Here is a 22,679-nt window from a genome sequence, read left to right on the forward strand (position 1 = left end):
AAAGAAGATGGGATTAGATAAGTTTTCTCAAAAAACGAGCCAACTATACGGAACGATGGATTATTTTATGCTCAGGGCACCTTTACTCCCGATATCAGAAAGTTATGGACACGCAGGAAGTGACTCATTTATTGCTAATATCAAAATGATTTCTGATATGCCTGAAGTTAAGGAGGCTATTGCAGTATCTAGTCCAACACTATATAAATCTTTACACAAGCTAAACGGTGATCCTAAATCTAAAAAGACAAGAAACGCAATCTCAAGTGTTATGAAGTTTTTAATAAGAATGTCGACACGCCCAACTCCATTTGGTTTATTTTCAGGCTTTGCCAGTGGTCATTTCAGCGAAGAAACGATGGGAAATATAGGAGAAATAGACCAGCATATCAAGAGGGCGCGGCCAGATATGGAATGGCTGTTGGGAATTGTAGGAATAGCCGAAGATGAGTATAGCATTGTGAAAGATGTAAAAGTGAAGGTGAATGACACTGTCTATTTCGTTGGAGAGAGAGTTTATCTAGGTTATCATTCCAATGGAGGAAGAAAGAGCAACAACGACAAAGTTGAAAAAACAGAGAATATTTCGATTAAGTACAGTGAGGCAGTTGAGAAAGTGTTTGCTCATGCTAATGGTTATATCTATTTCTCTGATTTAGTAGGAAATATACACGAAGCATATCCAGGTGTAGAAAAGGATCAAATTAGAGATTTTATATGGAAATTATTTAAAGAAGAATTTTTGATTAGTGAGTTAAGACCTCCGTTTACTAATACAAATTCTTTTACCTACATAATTAATAAGCTAAAAAACGTTGATGGAGCAAAGACTCTGGTAGACGAATTGGTTGAGATAGCTCGTGAAATAGATGTATATAATAGCTTATCTATTGGTGAAGGTTTAGAGAAATATGAGCAAATAACCAGTAATATGAAGAGTTTACATAAAATCAACACACCGTTACAAGTGGATGTTAAGCTTCATTTTCCTGAAGAGGTTAAGATACATAAAAATGTAAAGCAAGATGCAGCTTTTGCTGCTGAACTATTATGGAAACTATCAGAACCTACCATAGGATATAAACATCTAAAAGACTATCATATGGAATTTATTGAAAAGTATGGGACAAATAGAGAAATTAGCGTATTAGAGTTGCTTAGTGAGGAAAAAGGATTAGGGGCACCTGCGACATACAAACACCCGCAAGGTTTCAGAAGTTTTAGTGATGACCACTATTCTAATTCACAAATGGACCGTCTCTTATTTGGAAAATACCATGAATGTGTCGCAAGTGAAAGTTTAGAAGTAGTTCTTACAGAGAGTGAGCTTCAACCAATATTAGATGATGAAACAGTTGATATGTTCGCTCCTGATTCAGGCGAATTATATACTGAGTTACTATCGCCTTCAAAAGAAGATCTTGATAATGGGGATTACTTATTAGCGATAGGCAGTAATGCAGCTTCTATGGAAGTAGGACAAACTTTTGGTAGATTCTCTGACATGTTGGATGAGCATTCATTACTTAATATAACTAACGATCAAAGAGAAATTCAGAAAAACTTCACTGATGATTCTGTTGAATTCGTAGAAGCAACTTTTTTACCGAACTCTGGTAGAACTGGAAATGTCTCTGTAAATTACTCATCTCAAAAATTCGAACTGGCTTTGGGCACAAATACTTCTTCGTCAGGAAAATCGATTGCAATTCACGATATCATGGTGGGTGCAACATTGGGAAGACTCTACCTAAAATCGAAATCATTAAACAAACGCCTAGTTATTAAATCGAACAATATGTTCAACTTCAATAATGCACCAAATATATATAGGTTTTTACAGGAAGTTTCCAAGGAAGATACCAAACCTATTAAACCCTTTAACTGGGGAGTTTTAGAACATTCACCATTTTTACCGAGAGTCAGAGTTGGAAGGTTGATCTTAAATCCAGCACTATGGAAAATCAATCAATCGATAGTAGAACTAGCTGATCCAGACCTCGACTTTCAAGAATGGAAGAAGAATTTTGAAGAGTGGAAAGCTAAATGGAAAGTCCCTGAGGTAGTATTTTTAACCTTTGGAGACAATAGGATACTAATCGATCTGCAAAATGACTTTCATTTAAAAGAACTGAGAGGAGAGTTAAGGAAGAAGGGAAGGGTTCAACTAAGAGAGGTTATAAGCAATTACAAAGACCATCACTGGGTTAAAAATAATAGTAGGTCATATAACTCTGAACTGATTATTCCTTTTAAGAAGAATGAAGTAGTACACCCTAAGCCAAAAGTTAGGTTGCTAACTACATCGGAAATCTCTGAAGAAGATATTTATAAAGAGATCGGCTCTGAGTGGCTGTACTTTAAAATATACTTACCTTTCAGTCGACAAGAACCATTAATTGCTCAAGAGTTTTATGAGTTCGTCAAAACGATTAAATCTCAAAAAGGTGTGGAAAATGTCTTTTTTATTAGATATCAGGACCCACAACCCCATATTCGGTTGCGGATGAAAGGTGCACCAGAAGAATTAATAGGATCGGTGTTACCGAAATTTAGGAATTGGTTCAATGTTACAAAGCAAAAAGGATATGTAAGAGACTTTTCAATAAATACTTTTGAAAGAGAAATCGAAAGGTACGGCGGTCTAGGTCTAATCGATACTATTGAAGATTACTTCGAGGTCGATAGCTTTATCGCAATCGAACTACTTAAGATGAAGAAGTTCAACCAATTAGAATTTGATCTACCGTATATTGCTGCCATGAACATTTTACATTTACTAGATAAAATCGGGTGGCCATATGATAAACAGCTAACTTGGATCAAGACTGGTACAGACAAGCTTGATTATATAGATGAAGTAAGACCAATTAGAAAAGAGCTTGTATCGCGCACCCTACCCTTTGACGGGTGGGCACATTTACAAAAGAGTGATTACAATCTGTATAAACTGCTTTCTATGAAAGACCAAATCCTATCTGTACTTGCAGAAAAGATTGATCGAAATCTGGAAACAAACTCCCTAACTAATAACCCAGAGAGGATTATTGGAAGTTTGATTCATATGCATTGTAATAGGATTTTCGGTACGAACAGAGAGCTCGAGAAGAAAGTTATGGCTACAGTTAGGCATGTGCTAGAAGGACAGAAGTATTGGAGGGAGCAAGAGCGTGAAAGCGTCTATTCCCGAAGTATCTAACTTGTCTATGAGAGAAGTTTTTAAAACATTTAAATACTGGCCAAGAATTTTCTCATTACTATGGCAAACACACCGGGGCTACTTCTTTCTTGTTATTTTTTTGAATATATTTAGCGGGCTTTTACCAGCCCTGCTAATTTTTTTGACTCAAATATTGGTCAATTATGTTCAATCCTCCTATTCTGAAGACTTAGATTTTTCTACTTCCTTGGGAGAATTTGGGCCTATATTTAGTGTATTTGCAATCGTCACGATCCTTTCTGGGATATCTGGATTGATACTGGAAACATTTAAATCTATCTATCGTGAATTACTTTCGAATGTAATCAATATCAAAATAATGAATAAAGCGATAAATCTTTCGTATGCTAGTTTTGAAAATGATCGAATCTATGACAATTTACAAAGAGCTAGACAAGATGCGACCTATAAACCGTATCAAATATTTGAAAAAGTCATGGGAATCATTCAAGGAACGGTAACCTTATTTTCAGTCGCGGGTATTTTGATAGCTTGGAAGTGGTGGATAGGATTTATCTTACTATTGATCCCCATTTCATCAGCATGGTCTGTCTTAAAAGTGGGGCAACAAATCTTTCAGGTGGATTATCAACGTGCTACTGAAAAAAGAAAACAATTCTACTTTATGCATTTGTTGACTACTGATGCGAATGTTAAAGAGATCAAAACGTTCCAACTAGGAGAATTGATTTTAGGTAAGTATAAAGGGCTATATCAAAAGTTTTTTGCTCAAGATAAGTTTTTATTGTTGAAAAGGATGAAGATCGACCTGGTTTTTCAAATCCTCACATTAATCGTAGTGGTTGGCATCCAACTATTAGTTATTTATGAATCGTTGCTGGGGTTGATAGCTATTGGGAGCTTGATTGCGTATTTTCAAGCGATGACCACCTCTCAAACCACCTCTACTAGATTGATGTATAACATATTTGAAATGCATCAGAACAACCTTTATATTAGTCAACTTTTCACTTTCTTTGACGTTGAAGAAGAAACAGATCGTCCACTTTCTTTAAAACAACCAGAAACTTCAAATGGTTTTACCAACACTGGAATAGAGTTTGTGAATGTGTCTTTTAAATATCCCAATACCAATCATTATGTGTTGAAAAATGTGAGCTTTCAAATAAAGCCTGGAGAAACATTAGCATTAGTAGGAAAAAACGGCTCTGGAAAGTCGACCATCGTTAAATTGTTAAATCGATTATACACAGAGTATGATGGTCTGATCTTACTTAACGGCAAGGAATTACGGTCCTACACGGCCAAAGAGTGGAGTCAAGTGATAACGGCTGTATTCCAGGATTTTGTGAAATACGAATTGGATGTTAAGGATAACATAGGGTTTGGAAACTTCGAGAAAAGCGATGACATACATGCAATTAACGAATCGGCAATCTTATCAGGATCATCTGAAATTATCGAGAAGCTGCCATATGGTCTGGATACTCAGTTAGGAAAGTGGTTTGCAGATGGTTATCAGTTATCAGGAGGACAATGGCAAAGGATAGCTATCGCCAGATCTTACATGAAGAATGCTGAAATTTATATATTAGACGAGCCTACTGCAGCACTAGATCCGGAATCAGAAACGGAAGTCTTCAAGAAATTTAATGAAGTTACAAAAGGTAAGATTGGTATTTTCATCTCCCATCGCTACTCTGCAGTCCAATACACAGATAACATCATTGTGTTAAAAGACGGGAGGATTGTAGAGCAAGGGAACCATGAATTGTTGATTCGAAAAAAAGGCGAATATGCGAAGCTGTACGAGACTCAAGCTGAATCTTACGTCAAAACTTATCGACCACAAAAACTTGTTAGTTCGTCATCATAAGGAGGAATTTGCATGGTTCAGAACGTCAAACATCCCATAGTACGAGATGAAGAAATGAAGGGTAGAATTCAAGATGTTGTCTTTAACTTAGCAAAGAAACTAAATAATCCTGAGGAAGTTGAAAGGAAGGTGATGGCCAAAGACAATAAAACATTAATAGGGAAGGTAAATCCTTGGGGGCCTTTATCTTTATCGCACGGATTCCCCGGTACGATCATGTTTTTTGGGGAGCTTGATGATCTCTTTCCAAATCAAGGCTGGGATGAAATCGCACATAAACATATTGTGTACTTAACCCAATACTTACAAATGGGGGTACATTCCATTTCGCTGTTTGGCGGAGTTACAGGATTAGCTCTTTCTATATTAAATGTTTCTAAGAATGGAGAAAGGTATCAAAATTTATTATTCAATTTAGATACGTTTATCAAGAGAGAAGCCGAGAATATGCTGAAACTCGAAAATGAGAGATTAGAAGAACAAAAAGGTGTAACACCAGCATTTTATGATGTGATACAGGGAGGAACAGGAATCGGTAGATACCTTCTTGAGCGAGCTCCACAAAACCCAGAATTATACGCTCCACTAAAACAATTTTTAAAGCTTTTTACGTATTATCAATTGGAAAAAGACAGGAACCCATTACTTGGCTGGCATGTGATTAGAGAGGACCAATTCTTAGAGAAGGATAAAGTGAAATATCCTGAGGGTAACGTTAATTTCGGATTAGCGCATGGGGTATTAGGTCCAATGAACTTATTAACATTGGCAGCCTCTGAAGGGGTAGAGGTTCCACTCCAAAAAGAAACGATTGAGAGTATGTCAGAAGATTTATTCCGAGTAATGAGGTATGATTCGGATAATCATCCGGTTTGGCCACACAGATTAGCCTATAAAGAAATGCTCTCTAATGATTTTGTCATACAAGATACACGGAACGGTTGGTGTTATGGAAATCCCGGTGTAGCTAGATCTCTATACTTGGCTGGGGAAGTTTTAGGAAATCAAAGATACAAACAAGTGGCTATGAATGGTTTTAAAGGGATTGTTAGTCAACCCAATGATGACTTAGTTAGTGCATCTTTTTGTCATGGTAAATCAGGGTTGCTCCAATGTCTTGTAAGAATGAGGTCAGAAACTGGTGAAGGGTGGCTGGATGAACAAATTTGGTCTTTAACTGATTCCATTTTAGGTCAATATGATAAAGAAAATCCGTTAGGGTTTTATGATATAGAAGAGTTTGGTGGCCAAGGAAATACGATCACCAAAGCTGGTCTATTGGAAGGAAGTTCAGGAACAGGATTAAGTTTAATGGGCCTACTAGGTAATGGGACGCCTAGATGGGACAAAGCATTTTTACTATCTTAAAAGGATAGATTAAGGAGGGCTTCCTATGAGAGAAGAGGCGAATATATTAATAGGAATAACTGGTTCTATATCTGTGTTGAGTTTGCCAACCTATTTAGGGGCAATCAAACATAACTTCGGAAACGTAAAAGTTATTATGTCAGAATCAGCCAGCAAGATGCTACCATCCTCAACGATCTCCTTATTCTGTGATGATGTTATGGTGACGAGCGAGGATGAGTTACAAAATAAGTATAATCACGTTCAACTAGCTAGGTGGGCAGATCTATTCATCATTCTCCCTGCTACAGCTAATACCATTGGGCAGGCTGCCCACGGTTTAGCCCCAGATTTACTATTATCGACCATATTAGCTCACCATCATCCAGTAATCTTTTATCCGAACATGAACAAACTTATGTGGGAAAAGGCTAGCTTACAGCGAAATATTGACTACTTAAAAGAAGATGGTCATATGGTTGTTCAGCCAGAAGAAAAATCCGCGTATGAGGTGGCATCTGGTACTATTAAAACAAACTTTATAATACCGGACGTACCATCTATTTTAAAAGACCTAAAGAGTGAATTACATAATCGAAAAAGTTTTTAAATCATAACGAGAAAGTTCCCAATCTTGATAATTCCTTGGGATTTTCTCGTTATCTTTATTTTATACAGGAATGAAGGAGGAACAGTTATGGAAAATGTGATCGAAGTACGTAATTTAACGAAGAAGATAAAGCGTAAAACACTAATTAATGATGCTTCTATCAGTATTAAAGAAGGAGTAATCTGTGGTTTTTTAGGTCCGAACGGAGCTGGTAAAACAACATTGATGAGATTATTAACGGGGCTCGTAAAGCCGAATAAAGGTGAAGTGTTATTAAACGGTAAAAATGTGAACAAAGACCGTGAAGAAGCATTAAGACATATAGGTGCAATCGTTGAAGCTCCTGTTTTCTTTGAGTATTTATCAGGCAGGAAGATGTTGAATAATTTAGCTCGTTTACATCAATTGTCAAAATCTGAAAGGAAACAAAAAGTAGAGGAAGTACTTGAGATCGTTAACTTAAAGGAACGAGGAGACGACATCATAAAAACTTACTCTCTAGGTATGAAACAAAGGCTAGGGATAGCCCAAGCATTATTAGGAAATCCGAAAGTGATCATTTTGGATGAGCCAGCTAATGGACTTGACCCTATCGGTATGAGGGATCTTAGAGAACTTATTCTTTATTTAAACTCTACAAAGAACATTACGTTTTTTATCTCGAGCCATTTACTAGATGAGTTACAACACGTTTGTAACGAACTCGTGATGATTAAGGATGGAGAGATCAAATATCAAGGAAGTGCAAAGGATGTGTTAAAAGACGATCACCAACGTCTAGAAGATATCTTTTTTGAGTTGATGTCATCATGAAGGGATTAATAGTGAGTGAATTTGAACGTCTGTGGTCTAGAAAGTTTATAATCATTCTGTTTTTAAGTATTCCTGCGTTAACGTTTGCTTTAGGTATGTACTATAAATCGAATAATGAGGAAATTATTCAACTTCAACCAGATTTTGCGACAGCTTTAAACTTCCCTATTCTGGGGTTGGCGGAACACTTATTTATAACATTTAATCTTCTACTTCTTATGCTGATTGGTTTTACAGTCACGGAGGAATATCAACATGGTCATTTGCGTCTGCTTTTATTACGCTCATACTCGTTAGCTCAAATTTATAGAGCTAAATTTATCGTTATATCGTTAACGGTACTAATTGTGTTGCTCGTTTATGGGATTTCTTCCTTTTTCACAGGGTGGGTACTCTTTGATATACCTCAGCAATCCATATTATTCATATCAGATGAGCCTATATCGAATAGAGCAATGGTGTTTTATATCGTTTACTATTATATACTCGCCTTCATATCGATCGTAGCGGTGTTAGCTTTGTTTTTATTTATAGGAATCATTTGCCCAACAATCAACGCGGTTCTTGGATGTGGAGCATCATTGATTTTATTCTTAATTGCTGCTCCGCAATTGCTAGAGCAATCCACAGCATTTGGAAGCGAATCCACATTTGTTACATTTCTTGCTTATGCCTCCATCATGAAGATTCAATACACAGGAATTTCGTTGTTTCTGTCAGGCTGGGAACATTGGTATTGGATCGTAGGCGTAACGGGCTCTTATATTATTATTTTCAGCACACTAAGTTATCTTATTTTTACTCGAAGAAGTTACTTTGTCTAGGGAGGGTTATCTAATGGTTCAATTGGTTAAAAGTGAGTTTGAACGTATGTGGAGAATGAAAATTGTTAAGGGGCTTTTGCTCATTACACTCATCACGACGGGAGCTTGTATTTATTTTTTAACACTATTTGATAATGGACAATTCACTCCAGAGGTGAACACACAGCTAAATGCTGTGAACTTCTCTTGGTTTGTATTACGTGAGGTGTCATTTTTTGTATCGTTAATACTTACCCCAATCCTTACGATCATCATGTTCAATAGCGAAGTGAAATCAAAAAAATACTATCTCATCATGTGCCGTCCCTTTAACAGAATGAAGCTCTTGCTTTCAAAATGGATTACACTCTTTATGTTGATGGCGGGGGTGACACTTTTCATATTGCTTGCAGGCATCATTGGAGGCGCATTACTTTATTCGATGCCAGAGTATGTTCAATTCTTTGATGACCCTATTCGATACAATATAGTAGAAGGCTACCTATACACAATTAAGTACTATACACTTTTCTATTTCATTCTTGTGGCCAATATTTGCTTATGTTCTTCGATCGCATTACTCATGCCGAACGCGATGATTGCTTTCTTCTCAACTCTATTTATGTTTATTATGCCGGTTTATTTCATGGATGATTTTTTGTATTTGTTACTACCTACACAATTTATATTTGAATCATTATCTGTTGAGGGACTCCCTAATATGTATGTACTGATGTTTTTCACGATTGCCCTTTTCGTTCCGATTTCTTCCTTAACGTGGAAAAATAGAGACTTTTATTGATTAAGTGAAGTGTTTGAAATTGGTGAAAAGTCACTTATAATATAAGTAATATGGAAGAAAAAGGAGTTATCACATGGAAAGGATATTGGTAGTTGATGATGAGGAAGAAATAGTAGATATTCTAGCGGAGTTCTTGACAGAAGAAGGCTACCTTGTCGACATAGCTTTCGACGGTGCACAGGCTATCGAGAAAGTGAAATCAAAAAGCTATGATCTCATCCTTCTTGATATTATGATGCCCAACATCGATGGTATTACGGTTTGTAAAGAAATACGCCTCATTGCTAATGTCACTATACTATTTTTAACGGCTAAAACAGGATCAAGAAATCAAATAGAGGGGCTGAGTGAGGGAGCTGATGATTATATAGAAAAACCGTTTTCCGTCCACCAGATTCTGGCTAGGATCAAAGCTCACATTCGCAGAGAAAAAAGATCTAAAATACAGAATAACTACAAGATGTTCAAGGGGTTATCTATTGATTCAGTAGGACATCAAGTGTTTTATCATGGTGAAAAACTCACGTTGACCAAAAGTGAATTCATTATTATTGATATTCTGACCAATCGTCCTGGACAGGTATTCTCCAAAGAGCAAATTTATGAAACGATTTGGGGGATAGATGCTATAGGTGATTCTTCTTCCATCACAGAACATGTACGTAACATTCGAACAAAATTGAGGCGAATCGAATCTACCTCGAATATGATCCATACCGTCTGGGGAGTAGGTTATAAGATTGAATGATAAGAGAGAACCCCTAAAAAAACAAATTAGAAATACAATATTGAAAACGATATTGTATAGCTTTTTGTCTACTGTTGGTGTAGTGATAGTATTTATTCTCGTAATAAAATCGATCGATAATAAATACTATGCAAATTATTATGAAGCACAAGTGCCTACTGTAGAATCATTTGTACATAAAATGGGGGGGAGATTATTAACTTATGATTCTACTATTAAAGAAAAATTAGACAATGTGATACCACTTTCAGGTATGAACTATCAAGTTATGGATACAGAGGGAAATGTGTATTATCAATACAAATATATGCACCCAATGGAAGATTCTTCTTCCGTAGTAAATAGTATAAATACTGCAAAATTAGATGAGGAAAGGGTAACAGAATATATCCCTATCACGAACGAGGACAACGTCTTGATTGGAGCTGTTCGAATTCAATACCAAATTCAGTCGATAGCTGAAAACATCATGCGTTATGTCTTCTTGTTAGTATTTATTTTACCGTTTATCTTTATTGTACTATTTACATACCTTTTTGGAGGGCGCTTATGGAGCAGAATCTATACTCCAATCAATGAATTGCTACAAGCTACCAACCAGGTACGAGAGGAGAATTTAAGCTTTACGCTTACTCCAAAACAGAATGACGAAATTGGTGACTTAACGGTTGCGTTTGAGACGATGAAGATCGCTCTTCAAAAATCATTGAAGAAGCAATGGAAACTGGAGCAGGACCGCCAAGAGTTCGTGGATGCTATCATTCATGATGTCAAAACACCTTTGACAATCATGAGTGCGAATGCAGAAATCCTTTCAAAAAAAATTGATGAAAGTAACATGAAGTATACGAAAGCAATTCGGAAACAAGTTGCTAGGGTAACCATGCTAGTTAAAGAACTAGTAGGGGCTGAAGATATGCCTCAAGAACTAATGCCATTGAAAACTACCTTTATTGAACCTAAACATTATTTTTTGCAAGAATTCCAAGAGTATCAACGCTTTATTGAAATTAAAGGTTTTTTGTTCTGTATAGAATGTATAGATCATCGTGAAAGCTCTGAACTAGTTGCAATAGATACTCAGCGCATTCGCCAAGTTTTAGACAACATTATTTCTAATGGAGTACGATACACCCCTAAAGGGGGAGAAATATCCGTATTATTAGAATTATACTCTTATGAGGTAAGCATAACTATTCACGATAGTGGACCAGGATTTGAATTCAAAGATATCCCCCATATCTTTGATAAGTACTACCAAAATGAAGACTCAAAACGATCCAATAATGGAGATCAAGATAAAGGGTTGGGATTGTTCATAGTGAAAAAAATTGTTGAAGCTCATGGAGGTACAGTGGAGGCCTGTAACAAAAAAGGAGCTTGTATAGCTTTCTCTCTTCCATCATAAGAGGGGAATCACTGGGACGGTTCTCCTGATTCACTTCACGCTTTATGGATATTAATGGTATGTAAAAGGTTATTTGATTGATACTTTGGTAAAGAATACTAAATGAACTAACCATTCTAACGATATGTCCATTTTTTATTATTTTGGGGAGTCATGAATCAATAGGAAGATGCTTCTGATTGTTTTAGTTGTTTGAAATAAAATTAGTGCTAGTGTTTATTGCAATTAGACATGTTGTTTGTTGCAATATAGAAGTGCAGACCTTTGCAACAGAAGACAGCTTAAATAAAGTCAAAGACTATAGTCGTAGCAATGCCATATCATTCATCGGCCTATGCCATTGTAAGGACCAAACTCCGATTTAATAAACTCGCACAACAAGTTGCAAGTCTATTAAACCGGAGTTTTTAGTGATAAGTATCAAGGAGTGGTTATAACTATTGACTCTCATTGCAAACATCCAGTTTATTAAACAAACGTTTGATTAAATCACTTTTCTATAGATGATCCCTCAATTTGTAGGAGGAGTGATAAAATAAAAGTAACTAACAACACCAGAATGGAGAGTAAGAATGAAGCATAGAAAAATTCAGATGAACCAAAACTATCTTCCGCTCTCTTGTAATATAGGCGATGAAATTTATCCAAATGGAATCTTTCATTTCAATATTACTCGAATAGCAGAGCACATCCAATCCGGAAGTATTAAAGTAGAATTAGAAACAATTGAATTAAAGGTGTGGTTCAAACATCACTTCCATAGCAGAATAAACGAGGAGCACCTTCTAACAGTCGACGTCAACAAACCATTATTCAAGCTGAAATCAGACCTGAATGTATGAAATTATAGATGGAAACTATCGAATTGAAAAAGCATATCGACAGAATATCCCTACAATCTAATCGTATAAACTAAAAGGAGAGCAACTCTTACCTTATTTTACAGAGAAGCAAAGGTATGTTACTTATGTTGAGTATTGGAACTTGAAAATAAAGGATCGTTTTTAATGGCTTTAATGAAGGACTTCATGTACGAAGAGAGAATTTAATATCGATGTATCAACTACTCAACTAGGAAACGATATTCTCCTAACCTTTATACACGTGAGAATGATTAAGCTCTTTGTTTTAACCTCTTAAGTAAAATGTTACGAATACCACTAGTGACAGAGCAAGCCTAATATGTGCTAACATCACAACTCATTCTTTATCCCAACACCACAACCACTCCACATTCCTTTCTATGAATGATAGTCCCTCCCAAAATGCCTTATAAAACCAATTATTAATAAAAAACAAAATACAAAGGAGCTAATCCATGTCCGCAAAAATCACAAGCATAGGATTAAAAGGTTTAGAAGGTTACCGTGTTCAGGTAGAAGTGCAAGTAACGGAAGGGATTGAGACCGTTATTATGGTTGGATTACCTGATGCATCTGTTAAAGAATCGAAGGAGCGGGTATCGGCTGCGCTTTATAGTATAGGTTTTCCTTTAGTCGATTCCAAAGTTGTCATCAATCTTTCACCAGCTGAGCAAAAAAAGAACGGTCCGTTATTTGATCTTCCTATCGCTATTGGGATTTTGAAAGAACTTAAAGCGATTAATGATAAAATCCCTCCCAACACCGGATTTATTGGTGCGTTATCCTTAGACGGAACGATTTTACCAGTTGAAGGTATGATAGCCGCAATCCTGGCCGCAAAAAAGTTACAGCTTCAAACGTTATTCCTACCATTTGACCCCACGATTCCTGTGGTGGAAATTGACGAGCTGGAATTGGTATACATCCAGACCATTCAGGATGTAGTTGATCTACTCTCGGGTCAACAGATCCTGTCGGTGACGAAGCCAAAAGAATCGACAGATGAACTCATTCACTTTCAACGAAACTTCAATCAAGTAATAGGGCATGATTTCGCAAAGCGAGCTTTAGAAATTCCCGCAAACGGAGAACACTATCTTCTCATGGATGGTCCACCAGGCTGTGGAAAAAGTCTTTTAGCTGAAACGTTCTCATCCATCCTCCCGCCACTATCAAAGGAAGCCCAGCTTGAAAAAATCAACTTATACCAATTAGCTGGTGCGCCGTACGACTCGCTTACTTTACCTTCGTATCGTCACCCTCATCATTCTGCTTCATCTGTATAGATCATTGGTGGAGGAACCAATCCCAAGCCAGGCGAAGTTTCGCTTGCTCATCGAGGTGTGTTATTTCTAGATGAACAAGGTGAATTCTCAAAGAAGACGCTCGATATGTTGAGGCAACCTATGGAGAATGAGAAAGTGACGATAAGCCGCGTGCATTCCACCGTTACGTATCCTGCGAAATTTATCTTCATCGCTGCTATAAACCCCTGTCCATGTGGGTATTTGGGCTCAAGTGACCACTACTGCACTTGTTCAGAAAAGCAAATCAAAGCATATAAAAGTCGCGTATCTGGTCCAATTTTAGATAGAATTGACATCTTACTTTCGCTAAAACCGGTGAATCTAAAGGAACACAATTTTAGTGGTATCGAACCATCAGAAGAGGTGAAAAAGCGGGTGATTGCTTCAAGAGAGCGACAATATGATCGTTATGGAAAAGAAGTTTGCAACGGGAGCGTTTCATTTGAACAACTCACAAGCAGTAGCCCTCTCACACCACTCCAGCAACAAAACCTCCAGTCCTTATCAAGTGCACAGGGATTCAGCAATCGCGTCCAAATCAAAATCATACGCCTTGCCAGAACAATCGCTGACTTGAATGGTGAATCTAGCATATCAGATGCAGCCATTGAAGAAGCGCTAGTCTTAAGAAAGTTATCCCTCCGTTCTATTAAATCATTTCATAAGAGATCAATAACGGGAGAAAACCAAGATGTGCACTACAAATAGAAAGCTTGTGGTGATGCGTCATGCCACGTAAAGCGAGACAAAAAAGCCATACAGGAATCTATCATATTATCTATAGAGGAGCAAACAGACAGGAAATCTTTCATGATGATGAAGATCGGCTTCAATTCCTTCAAACCCTCGAAAAGTATTCAACCCTGTACAAGGTGAAAATCTATGCGTGGTGTTTAATGAGCAATCACGTTCACCTTCTTATGAAAGAAGGGAACGAAGGGACTGTGGAGGAATGGGAGTGGAGTAGCTGTAAGCAGTATTATCAATTAACTTCGGTAACGCGGTTGGTAGATTATGATGTGATATTAAACATGTTTGGAAAAGACAGATCGCCGGCGATTGAGCGGTTTAAAGAGTTTAACGAGATAGTAAACGATGATCGTTGTTTAGAGGATGTGGAGTCTTATAGGAGAAGGTTGACTGACGATGAAGCGAGGTTTTTTATTGAAAAAATCATTGGAAAGATTGAAATTGCACAGGTGAAGAGTTTACCGAAAGAGAGAAGGGATCCGATTTTACGGAAGGCGAAGTGTATTGAGGGTGTGTCGCAAAGGCAGATAGCAAGGATTTTGGGAGTTTCGCAGACGTTGATTTATAGGGCTTGAATGATTAAGTATGTACGTATTGAATAACAGGGAGTCTTTAATTGTTGTAACAGATAATGAATCATGAGAACCGTCCCCATGATTCAAACTCCAAATCTATTTATATAAATCGTGTTAAATATTCGTCAAATATTTTGCTCATAACTTTGGGTGTGTTTTCTAAATAAACACTCATTTGTTCAATGTTTGAGTGAAATTTATCAGAGGTGCTTTCATCTGTTGGGAAATCAGATATTCCTTTAATAATAATACATTCAACATCATTCTTCTGACAGATATAAGCAATTGCACCCGCTTCTGTATCGGCTATTGTTATTTCGTTTTCTTTCAGTTCTAAATAGTCCTTCCACATAACGACTGCTTTATCAGCAGTGCCAATCGTTCCGGTATAAAAACCTTTTTCATATTTTGATAGATCCATATCAACTATGAAGGATTGTTTAATCAGAGGCTCGACTTCTTTTACTGTGCAATCATACTGAACGGCTTTATTGGGTACAAAAATATCCAAATTACTGAACCTATCATCTATTCCTGCACATGTTCCAGCAACAATTACTTTAATTAAATTGAATTTAGAAATCATATACTGATTACCACCAACACCATTTACTTTTCTTACACCAGTACAATAAAAAACAAGGTCGGTAGCATTAATCGTTCTTATGAAATACTCCCCATAAGGATAACCGATACGTTCATTATCTTTTACGCCGAAATATGCCAATGTCGCTTCATATTCCCACTTCGTTGCTATACTTATTCCGATCATCAACTTATCACTATTCAATGTCTTTACACGGTCTGAATTTCATTTTCAACACTATCCTTCATACTCTATTCATCAACAACTCGTTATTAATATGTAAATACCCTTTTTACTAACTAGACCTTATAGGACTGAAGCGCTTACAATTCATTAAATATTTGCTCCGTATCACGTGGAAGGCTCTCATGATTCATCTCTGATTACTCACAAATAATACCCAAAGAAAAGCAGGTGAACGTAATCATTGTATGATTCGTTCGCCTGTGTTTCTTCTTTACGCGATTGAATCACGAGAACCGTCCCGGTGATTCGAATCAGCCGAACTGGCAGATGCACTCACCTTCCCCTAAAGAAATCTCATGATTCGAATAGGATTTAAAATCAACAATGACTAGTTTATCAATTAAATATAGATCAACTAAGCCAATGAGAAACTTAACAATTTCGAATGATACAATACTACTTATGTAATCTGCCATCTGGGACGTACTACTAATTAGTCTTTTATCCTCATTGAGGGTAGTTCCTTTATTTATTCTAGTGTTTTGAAAGCGATTAACTAAACAGGAGTGACTATGTGTTTGGTTTGGGATATAAAAAGGATAGATTTTGCCAGTATGACCTATGTATCCTCCAGTATAAGAGATTGGTTTATTTACCTTTTCACCAAATCTTTCTGCCATAATCTCTATGTTATTTTCATCTGCAGCTACTACGATTAAATCAACGTCACTTAAAATAGATAAATCATCTTCTGATTGAACCGTCTTGATATGGGTCTCCACAATCGGATGTTCAATGCGTGCTTCAATAAATTCTTTTACACAGTCTACTTTCGGTCTTCCTATATCCTTTAAGGTGAAAAGGGGTTGTCTAGTAAGGTTAGTACGTTCCACATTGTCTCCATCGACAAGATAGAAATGAGAGATACCCATTGAAAGCAATTTACTAATAACACCGAAACCAATTGTTCCGCATCCAATTACTCCGATTTTTTTCTTCATTAGTGAACGTTGTATTTGATAACGGTTTGTATCGCTTGCCTCTAGTTCAGCCCAAAGAGGTAGAATACGATTGTATTTTTCTTCTAGCTCAAGATCTGGTTGAGTATGATTTTCTTTTTCCACAAATCCTTCTTCTAATAAAAGATGCAAGATAGATTCAACTTCCATTTGTGCATCTGGAAATCGAGAGAGAACTTCTACGAATAATTGATCACGAGTAATTCCACCTTCAAGGCATTTAATCACAGTTACTCCTACATCTGATAATTCATAAACGGTTCCTTGATTGCCGTCCTGTAACGGTCTATTGAAAATCACTTTTTTCTCATCAGAATTTAAAATACATTTTATATATGGTTTATATCGTAAAATATTGCTCATGTTAACCCCCATAAAAAGCGGAAAACACTGAAGTGTTTTCCGCTAGTTGTTATTATCTTGGTCCCGCCCATGTATGCTCACAATCTGCCATTACTACTACTTCATTAGTCTTTTTCATAAAAAAATCACTCCTCTCAATGATAAATTAACTACCCGGATAGCAGTACATTAACAGAATAACCTAAATATACATAACTTGTCAAATATTGAGAAAATTATATATAATTAGTGCTGAAGGGGGTTTATATGAAGTTCTTATCATTTCATCGCAATGTCAAATTAAGATTAATGGATTCCACCATAAATATTTTATTATCAACTATGATCTTTCCTTTTCTTGCTATTTATTATGCGAAGAATCTTGGAGAAAGTATGGCTGGTCTAATCCTTTTAGTCAGCATCATTTTCTCTATGGCAGGTTCAATGGTAGGGGGACATTATTCTGACAGAATGGGTAGGAAGAAATTATTAATATATGCATCGGTCTTCCGACTTTTCTTTAGCATCTGCATTATCTTACTGCACTCTCCGTTATTAGATGTTAACAACTACCTTCTAATCTATTTCACATTCCCCTTATTTACATTAATAGGGATTGCTAATGGAGTAGAAGGCCCTGTTGGTCAAGCTCTACTTATCGAGTCAACAGGAACCAATGAGAGAAAATATATGTTTACGATAGCGAATTGGTTTGCAAATCTAGCAGTAGCTTTAGGGGGTGTCGCAGGAGGATTCATGTTTAATCGTTATACCTTCTTGCTCTTTTGTTTATATGGTCTAGTTTGCTTCCTTTCATTTGTATTCAAATGCTTTATTAAAGACACCCAACCCGTGAAAAACAATACAATTCGTACAACAAAGTTCGGCATTATAAAAACGTATAGTATCCTACTAAAAGACAAACTGATGAGTAAATACCTCGTTGCTCTAGTTCTCATCATTTCATTAGAGTTACACTTAACTTATTCTGTTGGCATTCGTCTCTCACAAGAAATGCATGATTCGTCACCTATTGAGATAGCCAAATGGTCAATAGCTATGTCTGGTCAAGAATTTTTAGGTGTCTTGTTAACTGAGAATACAGTATTAGTGGTACTATTAGGCTTATTCATTACTTACTTATTTAAATATCTTTCAGAAAAAACTATATTAGTAGCCGGATTAATTCTATATTCTGCAGGATATCTAATGATTGCGGCATCATTAAATATATGGATCTTACTGTTTGCCATGTTGATTGCAACCATAGGTGAGCTAATGTATTTACCTATGAGATCTACTTATTCTTCTAGAATTCCACCAAAAGATCAAATGAGCACTTACAAGGCTTTAGAGGGAATGGGGTATTACGCAGCCGAAATGTGGGCTTCATTACTTGTAATCGTTGCAGGATTCATTCATCATTCGATCCTGTTCATCATACTTCTTATAACGGCTATTATAGGCATCGTATTGTTCAAAGATGTTGCTACTAGATTAGATTCGAACATATCAAGTGTAAGATCATCTGCATAGAGAATAACGGGGAAGGTTCTCATGATTACCCAAAGAAAAGCAGGAGGACGTAATCATTTTATGATTCGTTCGCCTGTGTTTCTTTTTTTAGGGTTGAATCACGAGAACCATCCCCGTGATTCCTGTTCGTTAGAGAGTTCTAAAATTATCCTTGTGTTCTCAATAATGAACGTTATAATAATAGTATAGAACACTAGTGATCGATAGTAGAAAAGAGTTCGCCCTAGGAAAGGAGAAGGATAGTGAAGGTAATCGAATCATCTCTAAACGGTGTAAAACTTCTTCAGCCGACTGTGTACGGTGATCAACGAGGTTTTTTCTTAGAAAGCTTCAACGAGCGTAGCTTTGAGGATCTTGGTTTAGAAACCAAATATGTACAGGACAACCATTCTCTCTCAGAGGAAGCTGGGACACTTCGAGGTCTTCATTATCAGCTGAATCCTAAAGCTCAGCTAAAAGTAGTTCGTGTCATAACAGGTGCGATTTACGATGTCGTTGTGGATCTTCGAAAAGAATCGCCGACTTACAAGCAGTGGAAAGGCTATATCTTAAATCAGTATAACCACCGGATGCTGGTTGTGCCAAAGGGTTTCGCCCATGGGTTCTGTACGCTAACAAGAGGAACGAACGTCTGTTACAAAGTAGATGAGTATTATTCGTCTGAACATGATCGTGGCATCATCTGGAATGACCCCGAACTCAGAATCGATTGGCCTGTTAAAGAGCCGATTCTTTCAAACAAAGATCAATTGCATCCAATGCTGAAGGATGCGGAGATCAACTTTGAAAGTGAAGAGGTGCAAGTTCTGTAGAATAGTGTGTGTAGTGATACTAGACTGGAACAAAGAAAATTCGATTGAAAGTGACCATGTAGGTGAGTATTGTGAAGTCATTTAAGTCATTTCCTATATCAAGTGGAAGAACAATAAGTAGTTTGTGTGGGAGTGTGAGCAAATCATGAGAAAAAATCTGTTAATAACCGGTGGAGCGGGCTTTATTGGTGGGAACTTCGTTCAATATATGCTTAAGCACTATCCGGAGTACACTATCTATAATGTCGACGTTTTATCTTATGCCGGTGACTTACTTAAGCACAGCCATTTAGAGGAAAGTGATAACTATCATTTTATTAAGGCAGACATAGCGGATCGAGAAAAAATGATGGCACTCTTCTCTGAGTTTTGCTTTGATTACGTTGTTCACTTTGCTGCAGAAAGTCATGTCGATCGGTCAATCGTAGACCCTGAGGTTTTCGTTCGAACGAACGTACTTGGAACTCAGGTTTTGCTTGATGCCTCGAAAAAGTATGGTGTATCAAAGTTTGTCCACGTTTCTACTGACGAAGTGTATGGAGAGATGGAGCTTAACTCAACAGAGCTTTTTCACGAAAATACGCCGCTTCAACCAAACAGCCCCTATAGCGCAAGCAAAGCATCATCAGACTTGCTTGTTCGTTCCTATCACGAAACATTTGGAATGCCGGTTGTTATTACTAGGTGCTCCAACAACTATGGTCCCTATCAATATACGGAGAAGCTCATTCCTCTTGTCATCACAAAAGCACTGAACGATGAAAAGATTCCGGTCTACGGTGATGGAAAAAACGTTCGTGATTGGCTCCACGTATATGATCACTGTTCTGCATTGGATGTTGTCCTACACAGTGGACAGGTGGGGGAAGTATACAATATTGGTGGAAATAATGAACGAACTAATTTGGAGGTTGTACGGAACATTCTATCTAGCTTAGGGAAATCAGAAGAATTAATCACGTATGTAGACGATCGCCTGGGGCATGATAAACGATATGCCATTGATCCCTCCAAAATAGAGAAATTAGGTTGGAAACCTCGTTTTGATTTTGATACAGGAATTGTGGAGACGATTAAGTGGTATCAGGAGAATGAAATGTGGTGTAAGAAAATTGTTTTTTCTGGATAAAAGAACTACTATTACTGTCTTCTGGGAATCACGGGGACGGTTCTCGTGATTCACTTCAAAGTGTAAGAAAATAATTAATGAAGTTCGCTAGTGAGTTTTTTATAATATCTATTACTAGTTGACTCAAAAAGAGGGTGCTAACCATACTATTGATTAGCACCCCTGTTCATTTGATTTTGTATAAGCGAGCGAATCAGCAGAACCGTCCCGGTGATTCACGCGGTGATTCACGGTTATTCAGAAAACTTAAGATTAAACAAGACCATAAATTTCAGCGCTCCATTGGGTTTCCCTTCCAGCATAAAATTGTGTGCCTTTCACTGTATTTCCACTTATAATACCTGTATACATAATTTTTACTCCTTTTTCCACCCTTTCGATAAGTATCTTATTTTGGTTGCGTTTTATTGTTAACACTGCTTTATTCTTATTACCATTCTTCGTCCAAGTAGCATCAAATTTGTTAGTATTATCCCTTCGAACCCATTCTCCACGCCAACCTCCTTCTGATGAAACCCAAAGTTGACCTAAGTTGGGAATTTGAGTGGGGAGAATATCCTCTAATAATGTTTTATCAATCGTTTCTGGTAAGTTACATTGTGTACGATCAGAGAAACAGAGTTTTGCCGTTTCATTAATAGATGAAATCTGTTCGCTTATTTTGTATATACGTTCTTGAATTTCATTTACTTTTATCCCAGGATAAAGTTCCTGCTTGTTCAATGAATTGTTCAGCTTGGTATGATAGCTGACAAACTTTTGTTGTAATGCTCCTAATTCATCAATCTTTGATACCTGTGAAGAAACTATGGAAGAGATTTTATCTTCGTCAACACCTTCGATAGGAATGTTGCTATATGACATTACTAAAACCGAAAGGGGGGATGCATCCTTATCATTAATTGTACCAGGAAAAGCCAATGAATCTTTTTGAAGCTGTTCAGGTGTTACCTTGTTTAATTCACCATTTCCACCTTGCCGGTTTACATAAGCTTTCATGTGATAGGATGAATTTAAATTCTTCAATGATTCCTGAAATTCAGCTTTACCTTTTGCATTAAGCTCTCCAGTATTAATGGTAGCAGAAAGGGAGGCTTGAACTTCCTTAAAATCTGATTCAGATTGAGTCTCAATTTCTAAAACGCCCATGAATTCTCCACCGTTAATTCTTCCATATACAAAGGAGTCACCATACCTATTAATAAACGCATTGGGATCATCTTTGTACAGAGTTTTTGCATGGTCTTTTAACTTAATTTCACCTAAATTCATCATAATCTGTTTATTTATCACTTTAACACGAACAATAATATAAAGACTGTAGCTTTTTTGTTCAATTGAATTAGCAAATTTTGCTGCCGCCGATCCACTAAAACTCATTTCATACTTAAATGATGCACTAGCTGATACATTCAATACTTTTTTGACCTCTTGTGTACTGCTTTTCACGTCTACCTGGTATGAAACATCTTGACCTCCAGTACCCGTATCACCCTTAGAAACTTCTACATGATCTAACCCTGGAGGATTAATATCATAAGTTGCCGTGTTAAATCCTTGCCCCAGTTCCATACCCTTAATAAATCCAACCTCAGTACTACTCATCCATATTCCTCCCTCTTTTTCCAATAATTGAAATTTCCAGCATACAGTGACTATATGTAAGTAACAAATAATTATGAAGGAATCACGGGGACGGTTCTCATGATTCACCCATTCCTAATGACACAACTGATCTTCATGTTAAACAAACGTTTGATTAAAGCGCCTTGACGAGTAGTGCTAGGAAATGTCTCGTTAAAGGAGAATAAGATAAAGTGCAATTATCTTCTGAAAGATTAACCTTTAAAATGTTATCTACTCATCACAACTTCATCGTTATTCCCCCAAAAGACGAGTTACTCCATGCTACTATATTCTTCATCAAAATAAATGACTACTTTCTATAAAATGGTAAGGGCTGTTGTTATTGTAGAAATACTTGGA

The 22,679-nt window shown here is 36.8% G+C and carries 19 protein-coding genes and 1 pseudogene; 16 read left to right on the top strand and 4 right to left on the bottom strand.

Going from position 1 to position 22,679, the window contains the following annotated elements:
• Positions 1–7: 7 nt before the first annotated feature.
• From AB986_RS12545 to AB986_RS12600, 13 genes and pseudogenes are all read left to right on the top strand, one after another.
• Positions 8–3,199 (top strand): lantibiotic dehydratase, encoded by a 3,192-nt coding sequence (locus AB986_RS12545; protein ID WP_053216164.1) that lies wholly within the window; start codon positions 8–10, stop codon positions 3,197–3,199.
• Entirely contained in the window at positions 3,171–5,057 is a 1,887-nt protein-coding gene (locus AB986_RS12550; protein WP_236690375.1) for an ABC transporter ATP-binding protein, read from the top strand. The genes AB986_RS12545 and AB986_RS12550 overlap by 29 nt, the downstream gene beginning before the upstream one ends.
• A 12-nt stretch (positions 5,058–5,069) precedes the next feature.
• Positions 5,070–6,425: a lanthionine synthetase C family protein gene (locus tag AB986_RS12555; RefSeq protein ID WP_053216165.1), complete on the top strand. Its 1,356-nt coding sequence runs from the start codon at positions 5,070–5,072 to the stop codon at positions 6,423–6,425.
• Positions 6,426–6,450: 25 nt separating this feature from the next.
• Positions 6,451–7,014, top strand: a complete 564-nt coding sequence (locus AB986_RS12560) for a flavoprotein (RefSeq protein WP_048311476.1) — start codon at positions 6,451–6,453, stop codon at positions 7,012–7,014.
• An 87-nt stretch (positions 7,015–7,101) separates the two neighbouring features.
• Positions 7,102–7,827 (top strand): ABC transporter ATP-binding protein, encoded by a 726-nt coding sequence (locus AB986_RS12565; protein WP_048311477.1) that lies wholly within the window; start codon positions 7,102–7,104, stop codon positions 7,825–7,827.
• Positions 7,828–7,838: 11 nt separating this feature from the next.
• A complete protein-coding gene (locus tag AB986_RS12570; protein WP_048311478.1) occupies positions 7,839–8,651 on the top strand; it encodes an ABC transporter permease in 813 nt (270 codons plus the stop codon).
• 13 nt (positions 8,652–8,664) lie between these two features.
• The gene (locus tag AB986_RS21195) at positions 8,665–9,432 is read left to right on the top strand and encodes an ABC transporter permease (RefSeq protein WP_053216166.1); all 768 of its coding nucleotides are present in this window, start codon (positions 8,665–8,667) and stop codon (positions 9,430–9,432) included.
• A 73-nt stretch (positions 9,433–9,505) separates the two neighbouring features.
• Positions 9,506–10,180, top strand: coding sequence for a response regulator transcription factor (locus AB986_RS12580; protein WP_048311479.1), 675 nt, complete (start codon positions 9,506–9,508; stop codon positions 10,178–10,180).
• The gene (locus AB986_RS12585) at positions 10,173–11,588 is read left to right on the top strand and encodes a sensor histidine kinase (protein ID WP_048311480.1); all 1,416 of its coding nucleotides are present in this window, start codon (positions 10,173–10,175) and stop codon (positions 11,586–11,588) included. The genes AB986_RS12580 and AB986_RS12585 overlap by 8 nt, the downstream gene beginning before the upstream one ends.
• A 572-nt stretch (positions 11,589–12,160) precedes the next feature.
• Entirely contained in the window at positions 12,161–12,430 is a 270-nt protein-coding gene (locus tag AB986_RS12590) for a hypothetical protein (RefSeq protein ID WP_048311481.1), read from the top strand.
• A 476-nt stretch (positions 12,431–12,906) separates the two neighbouring features.
• Positions 12,907–14,070, top strand: a pseudogene (locus tag AB986_RS12595) (YifB family Mg chelatase-like AAA ATPase); the annotation flags it as partial.
• A 3-nt stretch (positions 14,071–14,073) separates the two neighbouring features.
• Positions 14,074–14,466 carry a magnesium chelatase subunit ChlI family protein gene (locus AB986_RS23005; RefSeq protein WP_321212311.1) on the top strand — a complete coding sequence of 131 codons (393 nt, stop codon included), beginning with the start codon at positions 14,074–14,076 and terminating at the stop codon, positions 14,464–14,466.
• Positions 14,467–14,486: 20 nt separating this feature from the next.
• On the top strand, positions 14,487–15,083 hold the full coding sequence (locus tag AB986_RS12600; RefSeq protein ID WP_048311482.1) for a transposase: 597 nt from the start codon (positions 14,487–14,489) through the stop codon (positions 15,081–15,083).
• 100 nt (positions 15,084–15,183) lie between these two features.
• Here the strand turns inward: AB986_RS12600 and AB986_RS12605 are convergent, their stop codons facing one another.
• From AB986_RS12605 to AB986_RS12610, 3 genes are all read right to left on the bottom strand, one after another.
• Positions 15,184–15,855: a 5'-methylthioadenosine/S-adenosylhomocysteine nucleosidase family protein gene (locus tag AB986_RS12605; RefSeq protein ID WP_048311483.1), complete on the bottom strand. Its 672-nt coding sequence runs from the start codon at positions 15,853–15,855 to the stop codon at positions 15,184–15,186.
• Between the two features lie 201 nt (positions 15,856–16,056).
• On the bottom strand, positions 16,057–16,188 hold the full coding sequence (locus tag AB986_RS22850; RefSeq protein WP_269082695.1) for a hypothetical protein: 132 nt from the start codon (positions 16,186–16,188) through the stop codon (positions 16,057–16,059).
• The gene (locus AB986_RS12610) at positions 16,167–17,237 is read right to left on the bottom strand and encodes a ThiF family adenylyltransferase (RefSeq protein ID WP_048311484.1); all 1,071 of its coding nucleotides are present in this window, start codon (positions 17,235–17,237) and stop codon (positions 16,167–16,169) included. The genes AB986_RS22850 and AB986_RS12610 overlap by 22 nt, the downstream gene beginning before the upstream one ends.
• 246 nt (positions 17,238–17,483) lie before the next feature.
• Between AB986_RS12610 and AB986_RS12615 the strand changes: the two genes are divergently transcribed.
• The 3 genes from AB986_RS12615 to rfbB all read left to right on the top strand — a co-directional run bounded on the left by AB986_RS12615 (position 17,484) and on the right by rfbB (position 20,693).
• The gene (locus AB986_RS12615) at positions 17,484–18,752 is read left to right on the top strand and encodes an MFS transporter (protein WP_048311485.1); all 1,269 of its coding nucleotides are present in this window, start codon (positions 17,484–17,486) and stop codon (positions 18,750–18,752) included.
• Positions 18,753–18,994: 242 nt separating this feature from the next.
• Entirely contained in the window at positions 18,995–19,564 is a 570-nt protein-coding gene (rfbC, locus tag AB986_RS12620; protein ID WP_048311486.1) for a dTDP-4-dehydrorhamnose 3,5-epimerase, read from the top strand.
• A gap of 145 nt (positions 19,565–19,709) precedes the next feature.
• On the top strand, positions 19,710–20,693 hold the full coding sequence (rfbB, locus tag AB986_RS12625) for a dTDP-glucose 4,6-dehydratase (RefSeq protein ID WP_407921922.1): 984 nt from the start codon (positions 19,710–19,712) through the stop codon (positions 20,691–20,693).
• A 252-nt stretch (positions 20,694–20,945) separates the two neighbouring features.
• Here rfbB and AB986_RS21200 read toward each other — a convergent pair whose 3' ends face one another.
• Positions 20,946–22,298, bottom strand: a complete 1,353-nt coding sequence (locus AB986_RS21200) for an MAC/perforin domain-containing protein (RefSeq protein WP_053216167.1) — start codon at positions 22,296–22,298, stop codon at positions 20,946–20,948.
• Positions 22,299–22,679 lie beyond the last annotated feature (381 nt).

The sequence above is a fragment of the Guptibacillus hwajinpoensis genome, from assembly GCF_001039475.1.
GTDB classification, from domain to species: Bacteria; Bacillota; Bacilli; order Bacillales; family Guptibacillaceae; genus Guptibacillus; species Guptibacillus hwajinpoensis.

What these genes read in the sequence shown, in the direction of transcription:
- AB986_RS12615 (WP_048311485.1), top strand. Translation starts at nt 17,484, where the DNA reads ATGAAGTTCTTATCATTTCATCGCAATGTCAAATTAAGATTAATGGAT.
- AB986_RS21200 (WP_053216167.1), bottom strand. Translation starts at nt 22,298, where the DNA reads ATGAGTAGTACTGAGGTTGGATTTATTAAGGGTATGGAACTGGGGCAA.
- AB986_RS12590 (WP_048311481.1), top strand. Translation starts at nt 12,161, where the DNA reads ATGAAGCATAGAAAAATTCAGATGAACCAAAACTATCTTCCGCTCTCT.
- AB986_RS12560 (WP_048311476.1), top strand. Translation starts at nt 6,451, where the DNA reads ATGAGAGAAGAGGCGAATATATTAATAGGAATAACTGGTTCTATATCT.
- AB986_RS21195 (WP_053216166.1), top strand. Translation starts at nt 8,665, where the DNA reads ATGGTTCAATTGGTTAAAAGTGAGTTTGAACGTATGTGGAGAATGAAA.
- AB986_RS12580 (WP_048311479.1), top strand. Translation starts at nt 9,506, where the DNA reads ATGGAAAGGATATTGGTAGTTGATGATGAGGAAGAAATAGTAGATATT.
- rfbB (WP_407921922.1), top strand. Translation starts at nt 19,710, where the DNA reads ATGAGAAAAAATCTGTTAATAACCGGTGGAGCGGGCTTTATTGGTGGG.
- AB986_RS12610 (WP_048311484.1), bottom strand. Translation starts at nt 17,237, where the DNA reads ATGAGCAATATTTTACGATATAAACCATATATAAAATGTATTTTAAAT.
- AB986_RS12565 (WP_048311477.1), top strand. Translation starts at nt 7,102, where the DNA reads ATGGAAAATGTGATCGAAGTACGTAATTTAACGAAGAAGATAAAGCGT.
- AB986_RS12545 (WP_053216164.1), top strand. Translation starts at nt 8, where the DNA reads ATGGGATTAGATAAGTTTTCTCAAAAAACGAGCCAACTATACGGAACG.
- AB986_RS12555 (WP_053216165.1), top strand. Translation starts at nt 5,070, where the DNA reads ATGGTTCAGAACGTCAAACATCCCATAGTACGAGATGAAGAAATGAAG.
- AB986_RS12605 (WP_048311483.1), bottom strand. Translation starts at nt 15,855, where the DNA reads ATGATCGGAATAAGTATAGCAACGAAGTGGGAATATGAAGCGACATTG.
- AB986_RS12600 (WP_048311482.1), top strand. Translation starts at nt 14,487, where the DNA reads ATGCCACGTAAAGCGAGACAAAAAAGCCATACAGGAATCTATCATATT.